Origin of the sequence: Amycolatopsis mediterranei (genome assembly GCF_026017845.1) — a bacterium.
GTDB lineage: Bacteria > Actinomycetota > Actinomycetes > Mycobacteriales > Pseudonocardiaceae > Amycolatopsis > Amycolatopsis mediterranei.
This window is the reverse complement of the sequence record NZ_CP100416.1, coordinates 2,153,746-2,161,235: the sequence shown is the minus strand read 5'-3', so window position 1 is coordinate 2,161,235 and position 7,490 is coordinate 2,153,746. Positions and strand designations below refer to the sequence as shown.

The window sequence follows — 7,490 nt, the reverse complement described above, 5'->3', positions numbered from 1 at the left end:
TCAACGAGGGCCGTGCCCGCCCTGCAACCAGGCCAAAAGACTTTGCCGGAACCCTGACCCTCTCCGGGGGGCGTCCCCAGGTCCATTCTATCGGGGCACCCCGACGGAAAGCCGGAAACCGCCGCGGCCGGGCCGGGTTGTCCACAACACCTTCGGGTTGTGGGCAAGCCGAGCTTAATAGAACGCTCTAGTATCACGTCGTGGCAGGGACCAAGGAACGCATCATGGCCGCCGGGGCCGAGCTCTTCCGGCGCAACGGCTACGCGGGTACCGGCCTGAAGCAGATCGTCGCCGAAGCCAACGCGCCCTTCGGGTCCCTCTACCACTTCTTCCCCGGTGGCAAAGAACAGCTCGGCGAAGAGGTCATCCGGACTTCCGGGCTCGCCTACATCCAGCTCTTCGACCTCTTCATCGCGCCCGCCGGCGACCTCGTCAGCGGTATCGAAGCCTTCTTCGCCGCCGGGATCGCGACCCTCGAGGCCACCGGCTACGTCGAAGGGTGCCCGATCGCGACCGTTGCCCTCGAGGTCGCCGCCACCAACGAACCGCTGCGGATAGCCACCGCCGACGTCTTCACCGCCTGGATCGACGCCGGGACCGAGAAGTTCGCGCGGTTCGGGCTCGGCCGGGAAGCCGCGCGGACCCTCACCATCACCGCCGTCAACAACCTCGAAGGCGCCTTTGTCCTCTGTCGCTCGCTCCGAGACACCGAAGCCATGGCCGTCGCCGGGGCCGCGACCGTCGACGTCGCCCGGCGGCTGCTCCACGAGAACACGCAACTTTAGTCGGGAATCCAACACAAGTCACCAACATGGCGCTTGACCACTCAGTAAGCCACCGCCCATTCTGCGGAATGGTCTAGTCCTCCTGCCTCACAACGCCGTCCGGTTGGAGCCGCCATGCGCCGAGTCCTCCTCGCCGCCGTCACCCTCGCCGCCGCCGTCTCGCTCACGAGCCCGGCCCGCGCCCTCGAAAACGGTCTCGCCCGCACCCCGCCGATGGGCTGGAACACCTGGAACACCTTCGAGTGCAACATCAACGAAACCCTCGTCAAGCAGACCACCGACCTGATGGTCAGCTCCGGCATGCGCGACCGCGGCTACACCTACGTCAACCTGGACGACTGCTGGATGACGAGGTCCCGCGACAGCGACGGCAACCTGGTCGCCGATCCCGCGAAGTTCCCCAGCGGCCTCAAGGCGCTCGGCGACTACATCCACACCCGCGGCATGAAGTTCGGCATCTACGAAAGCGCCGGCACGATGACGTGCCAGAGCTACCCCGGCAGCCTCGGCCACGAACAGGCCGACGCCAACCGCTTCGCGAGCTGGGGCGTCGACTACCTCAAGTACGACAACTGCTTCAACAACGGCAGCAACAGCCAGGAGGACTACATCCGGCGCTACTCGGCGATGCGCGACGCGCTGAGGGCCACCGGGCGCCCGATCGCCTACAGCATCTGCGAATGGGGTGACTTCGCCCCGGCGACCTGGGCCGCGGACGTCGGCAACCTGTGGCGCACCACCGGCGACATCACCAACAACTGGGGCACCGTCGACGCGATCTACCGCCAGAACGTCGGGCTCGCCTCCGCCGCGAAGCCGGGCGCCTGGAACGACCCGGACATGCTCGAAGTCGGCGACGGCATGGACTTCCAGGAGGACCGCGCGCACTTCACGCTCTGGGCGGCGATGGCCGCGCCCCTGATCGCGGGCGCCGATCTGCGCTCCGCGAGCGTCGCCACCTTCTCCACCTACCTCAACTCCGACGTCATCGCCGTCGACCAGGACTCGCTCGGCAAGCAGGCGCGGCGGATCGCGACCGGCGACGGCATGGACGTCCTCGCGAAACCGCTCCGCGGCGGCGACGTGGCCGTGGTGCTGTTCAACGAGAACGGCAGCGCACGCACAATTTCGACGACGGCCGCCGCGGCCGGGCTGCCCTCCGCGTCGAGCTACCGGCTGACCAACCTGTGGTCGAAGGAGCTGACCACGAGCACCGGCGGGATCAGCGCGAACGTCCCGTCGCACAGCACGGTGATCTACCGCGTCAAGGCGAACTCCTCCGGGAGCAGCATCGGCACCGCCGGGCCGATCCAGGGGGCGTCCTCGTCCCGCTGCATCGACGTCAGCGGCGGCTCGGCGACCGCCGGCACCGCGGTCGACATCTGGGACTGCGGCGGCGGCCCCATTCAGGCCTGGACGCCCACCGCCGCCGGCGAGCTCAAGGCCGGGGGGCTCTGCCTCGACGCCGGCGGCGGCACCTCCGCGGCCGGCACGAAGCTCATCGTCTGGACCTGTCACGGCGGCGGGAACCAGAAGTTCAAGCTCGAGGCCGACGGCTCGATCACCCAGGCCGGGCTGTGCGTCGACGTCACCGGCGGCGACAAGCCCGCCGGCAACGCCAACGGCACGCCGCTCGAACTGTGGAACTGCAACGACGACGCCAACCAGAACTGGAGCCTCAGGTCCCGGTGAGGTGCTCCGGCCGCACCGGGACGCGGGTGAGCGCGAGCCCGGTCGCGGCCCGGATCGCGGCCACGATCGCCGGCGTCGACGAGATCGTCGGCGGCTCGCCGACCCCGCGCAGGCCGTACGGCGCGTGCGGGTCCGGGCGTTCCAGGACGTCGATGATCATCGGCGGCATGTCCAGCACCGTCGGGATGAGGTAGTCGGTGAAGGAGGGGTTCCGGATCTTCCCGCCGGAGGTCTGGATCTCCTCCATCACCGCAAGCCCGAGCCCCTGTGCCGAGCCGCCCTGGATCTGGCCCAGCACGGCCTGGGGGTTCAGCGCCTTGCCGACGTCCTGGGCACAGTCCAGCGCGACCACCTTGACCAGGCCGAGTTCGGTGTCGACGTCGACGACCGCGCGGTGCGCGGCGAACGCGTACTGCACGTGCGCGGTGCCCTGCCCGGTCTCCGGATCCAACGAGGACGTCGGCCGGTGCCGCCACTCCACCGTCTCGTCGTAGACGTCGTCGGCGAGGACGTCCACCAGATCGGCGAGCACCTGGCCGTCGGCCGCGACGAGCTTGCCGCCGACGACGCGCACCCGCTGGTCGAACCGGGACAGCAGCCGCGCCCGCACCGCCACACAGGCGGCCTGCACCGCGCCGCCGGTGACGTAGGTCTGGCGCGACGCCGACGTCGAACCGCCGTTGCCGATCGAGGTGTCCATCGGCAGGACCGTCACCTGGTCGACGCCGAGTTCGGTGCGGACGATCTGCTGCATGATCGTCACCAGGCCCTGGCCCACCTCGCAGGCCGCGGTGTGCACGGTCGCGGCCGGTTCGCCGCCGACCAGCTGCAGGCGCACGCGAGCCGTCGAGTAGTCGTCGAAGCCTTCGGAGAAGCAGACGTTCTTGATCCCGACGGCATAGCCGACCCCGCGGACGACGCCTTCGCCGTGCGTCGTGTTCGACACCCCGCCCGGCATGTGCCGCAGGTCGAACGGCCGCTCCGGCGGCATCGGCATCTCGCGCACGCGGGAAAGCAGCTCGGCGACCGGCGCTTCCGCGTCGACGACCTGGCCGGTCGGCATCAGGTCGCCCTCGCTCATGGCGTTGCGGACGCGGATCTCGACCGGGTCCAGCCCACAGGCGGCGGCGAGCTTGTCCATCTGGGACTCGTACCCGAACGCCGCCTGCACCGCGCCGAACCCGCGCATCGCGCCGCACGGCGGGTTGTTCGTGTACGTGCCCCAGCAGTCCACCGCCGCGCTGTCCACTTTGTACGGTCCGACGCCGAGCGTGGCCGCGTTCGCCACCACGGCACCCGTCGAGGACGCGTACGCGCCGCCGTCGAGGTACAGGCGCGTACGCACGTACACGAGCCGGCCGTCGCGGGTGGCGCCGTGCTCGTAGTACATCTTCGCCGGGTGGCGGTGCACGTGCCCGTAGAAGGACTCTTCGCGGTTGTAGACCATCTTCACCGGCTTGCCGGTGTGCAGGGCGAGCAGGCAGGCGTGCACCTGCATCGACAGGTCTTCCCGGCCGCCGAACGCCCCGCCGACGCCGCCGAGCGTCAGCCGCACCTTCTCGATCGGCAGCCCCAGCGCGGCCACGATCTGCTGCTGGTCGACGTGCAGCCACTGGGTGGCGACGTAGAGGTCGACGCCGCCTTCGGTGTCCGGCACGGCGAGCCCGGATTCCGGGCCGAGGAAGGCCTGGTCCTGCATGCCGACCTCGTAGACGCCGGAGACGACGACGTCGGCGGTGCGGTCCTGCGGCCCGCGGCGGATCTTCACGTGCCGGACGACGTTGCCGCCTTCGTGCAGCGAAGGCCCTTCGCCCGCGACCGCGGCTTCGGAGTCCGTCACCGGCTCGAGTTCCTCGTAGGAGACGACGATCCGCTTCATCGCACGGCGCGCGGTCTCCGGGTGGTCGGCGGCGACCAGCGCCACCGGCTCGCCCTGGTACCGCACGACGGCGGAGGCGAGCACCGGCTGGTCGGCGTGCTCGAGGCCGTAGCGGTTCACGCCGGGGACGTCCTCGTGCGTCAGCACTGCGTAAACACCGGGCACGGCCAGGGCTTCGGCGATGTCGATCGAGGCGATCCGGGCGTACGGATGCGGACTGCGCAGCGTCACGCCCCACACCATGTCCTCGTGCCAGAGGTCCGAAGAGTAGGCGAACTCGCCGCGGACCTTCACGGTGCCGTCGGGCCGCCGCGGCGAGGTGCCGACGCCGTTCGCGGTCGTCGTCGTGACGGACGTGGTGCTGGTCATCGGCCCTCCCGCAACCGTGCGCTCGCGGCGGCCAGCTCGCGGGCGATGGCGGACTCGTCGGCTTCGCGCAGGGTGGCGTCCTCGACGACGGCCTTGCCGCCGACGAACAGCCGGCGCAGCGGCGGCGTGGTGCCCAGCACCAGCGCCGCGACCGGGTCGGTGATACCCGCGTAGTTCAGCCCGGTCAGGTCCCAGACGGCCAGGTCGGCGAGTTTCCCGGGCTCGATCGACCCCAGGTCGTCGCTCCGGCCCAGGCAGCGCGCGCCGCCCATCGTGCCCATCCACAGCGCTTCCCGCGTGGTCAGCCCGCGGGGCCCACCGCGCTGCCGGGCCTGCAGCAACGCCTGGTGGAGCTCCTCGGCGAGACCGCCGGACTCACTCGAGGCGGCCCCGTCGACGCCGAGGCCGACCGCCACGCCCGCGTCCAGCAGGTCGCGGACCGGGGCGATGCCCGAGCCGAGGCGGCCGTTGGACGTCGGGCAGTGCGCCGAGCCGGTGCCGGTCGCGCCGAACCGGCGGATCGCCTCCGGCGCGAGGTGGACGGTGTGCGCGAGCCAGACGTCCTCGGCGAGCCAGCCGAGCTTGTCGGCGTACTCGGCGGGCGTGCAGCCGACTTCGGCGAGGCACTGCTTCTCCTCGTCGAGCGTCTCGGCGAGGTGCGTGTGGAGCCGGACGCCCGTGCGGCGGGCCAGCTCGGCCGCGCCGGACATCAGCCGCTCGGTGACCGAGAACGGCGAACAGGGGCCGACGGCGATCTGCAGGTGCGCTTCCGCCGCGTCGTCGTGGAACCGGCCGATCGCCGCTTCGGTGCCGGTCAGCGCGTCTTCGGTCGTCTCGACGAGGTTGTCCGGCGGGAGGCCGCCGTCGGACTCGCCGCGGTCCATCGACCCGCGCACGACGTGCAGCCGGACGCCGATCCGCTGACGGGCCGCGGCCAGCGCCGCGACCTGGTCGCCGCCGTCGCGCGGGAAGACGTAGTGGTGGTCGGCGACGGTGGTGCAGCCGGTCAGCGCCAGCCGCGCCATCCCGGCGGTGGCCGCCGCGTGCGTGATCTCGTCGTCGAGGCGGCCCCAGACCGGGTAGAGCTGCTTGAGCCATTCGAAGAGCGTGTGGTCGGCGGCCATCCCGCGGGTGGCCCACTGGTAGAGGTGGTGGTGGGTGTTGATCAGCCCCGGCGTGACCAGGCAGCCTTCGGCCTCGACGCGTTCGTCGAACTCGCCGGTGTACACGCCTTCGCCCACCTCGGCGATCCGGTCGTTCTCGACGACGACGTGCCCGCTCGCGTACTCCTCGCCGGTGACGGTGGCGATGGCCGCGTTCGCGATGAGCGTCCTCACGCGACCCCCTCCTTCGCTGCCGCGCGCACCGCGTCGAGGATCTTCTCGTAGCCGGTGCAGCGGCAGAGGTTGCCGGCCAGCGCCTCGCGGATCTCCTCGTCGGACGGGTCGGGGACGCGGTTGAGCAGGTCGTGCGCGGCGACGACCAGGCCCGGGGTGCAGAACCCGCACTGGACCGCCCCGGCGTCCACAAAGGACTGCTGGACCGGGTCGAGGGTGTCGCCGTCGGCCAGGCCCTCGACCGTGCGCACCCCGCGGCCCTCGGCCTGCCCGGCCGCGACCAGGCAGGCGCACACCGGGACGTCGTCGAGGTAGACCGTGCACGACCCGCATTCGCCCTGCTCACAGGCGTTCTTCGAGCCCGGCAGGCCGAGCCGCTCGCGCAGGACGTAGAGCAGGCTTTCGCCTTCCCAGACGTCGTCCGCCTGCCGCGGCTCGCCGTTGATCGTGACATTCAGGCGCATGCGCGCTCTCCCGTCCGGTGTTCTTCCCAGGCCCAAGTCAACGTACGCCGCGCTAGTACCCCGAGTGCGTGCTTCCGATACGCGGCGCTGCCCCGGACGTCGTCGATCGGCGCGGCGGCCGCGGCGACCAGGTCGCCGAAGCGGCGCTTCAGGGAGTCCGGCAGCGGCTCGGACGACGTCCACGGCAGCTCGGCGGCCAGGAAGTCCTCCGCCTCCCGGGCGCGGCGCGGGGTCGGCGCGGCCGAGCCGATCGCCGCGCCGACCTCGCCTTGCCGGAGCGACAGCGCGAAGGAGCAGACCGCGATGACCATCGCGTTGCGCGTGCCGACCTTGGCGAACTGCTGCGGCCCGGCGTGCGCGGGCAGGTGGACGGCGGTGATCAGCTCGTCCGGAGCCAGTGCGTGCCGTTTCACGCCGACGTAGAACTCCTCCGCGGCCAGGAGGCGGGTGCCCCGCACGGAGGCCACCTCGACCCGCGCGTCCAGGGCGAGCAGCACCGGGTGGGTGTCCCCGGCGGGGGACGCGGCGCCGAGGTTGCCGCCGACGGTGCCGCGGTTGCGGATCTGCGGGGACCCGACGGTGCGGGAGGCCATGGCCAGCGCGGGGACGGATTCACCCACTTCGGTGATGACCCGGGAGTACGGGACACCGGCGCCGAGCCGGACCGTGCCGTCCGATGCGGACCACCCGGTCAGCTCGGGGACGGTGGTCAGGTCCAGCAGGGCTTCGGGACGCCGGTGGTCGAAGTTCAGCTCGACCATGACGTCGGTGCCACCGGCGATCGGCACCGCGCCGGGCTGCCCGGCCTTCAGCGCCAGAGCCTCGGCGAGCGTCGTGGGACGCAGGAACTCCACTGGTTGCTCCTTCGGGGGGGCGATAGACCAGTAGACGACGGATCACGGCCGGGCGGCAACGGCGCCACGCATGAAACGCACAGGAGCGGACGCGGGGGCGTTTGTGCTTT

At 71.4% G+C, this 7,490-nt stretch carries 6 protein-coding genes; 2 read left to right on the top strand and 4 right to left on the bottom strand.

Translation table 11 applies throughout. The features are described 5' to 3' along the window. Positions 1-200: 200 nt before the first annotated feature. Positions 201-785, top strand: coding sequence for a TetR/AcrR family transcriptional regulator (locus tag ISP_RS10275; protein WP_434088692.1), 585 nt, complete (start codon positions 201-203; stop codon positions 783-785). A 114-nt stretch (positions 786-899) separates the two neighbouring features. Continuing rightward, on the top strand, positions 900-2,477 hold the full coding sequence (locus ISP_RS10270) for a glycoside hydrolase family 27 protein (protein ID WP_013223815.1): 1,578 nt from the start codon (positions 900-902) through the stop codon (positions 2,475-2,477). On the opposite strand, the gene pucD is transcribed toward ISP_RS10270, so the two are convergent. The 4 genes from pucD to ISP_RS10250 are packed head-to-tail and all read right to left on the bottom strand — an operon-like array spanning position 2,464 to position 7,380. Continuing rightward, complete coding sequence (gene pucD, locus ISP_RS10265) at positions 2,464-4,725, bottom strand: xanthine dehydrogenase subunit D (protein WP_013223814.1); 2,262 nt, start codon at positions 4,723-4,725, stop codon at positions 2,464-2,466. The two genes, ISP_RS10270 and pucD, sit on opposite strands and share 14 nt — an antisense overlap. Then, positions 4,722-6,062: an 8-oxoguanine deaminase gene (locus ISP_RS10260; protein WP_013223813.1), complete on the bottom strand. Its 1,341-nt coding sequence runs from the start codon at positions 6,060-6,062 to the stop codon at positions 4,722-4,724. The genes pucD and ISP_RS10260 overlap by 4 nt, the downstream gene beginning before the upstream one ends. Next, entirely contained in the window at positions 6,059-6,526 is a 468-nt protein-coding gene (locus ISP_RS10255; RefSeq protein WP_013223812.1) for a (2Fe-2S)-binding protein, read from the bottom strand. Before ISP_RS10255 ends, ISP_RS10260 begins: the two co-directional genes overlap by 4 nt. After that, complete coding sequence (locus ISP_RS10250; RefSeq protein WP_013223811.1) at positions 6,517-7,380, bottom strand: FAD binding domain-containing protein; 864 nt, start codon at positions 7,378-7,380, stop codon at positions 6,517-6,519. Before ISP_RS10250 ends, ISP_RS10255 begins: the two co-directional genes overlap by 10 nt. Positions 7,381-7,490 lie beyond the last annotated feature (110 nt).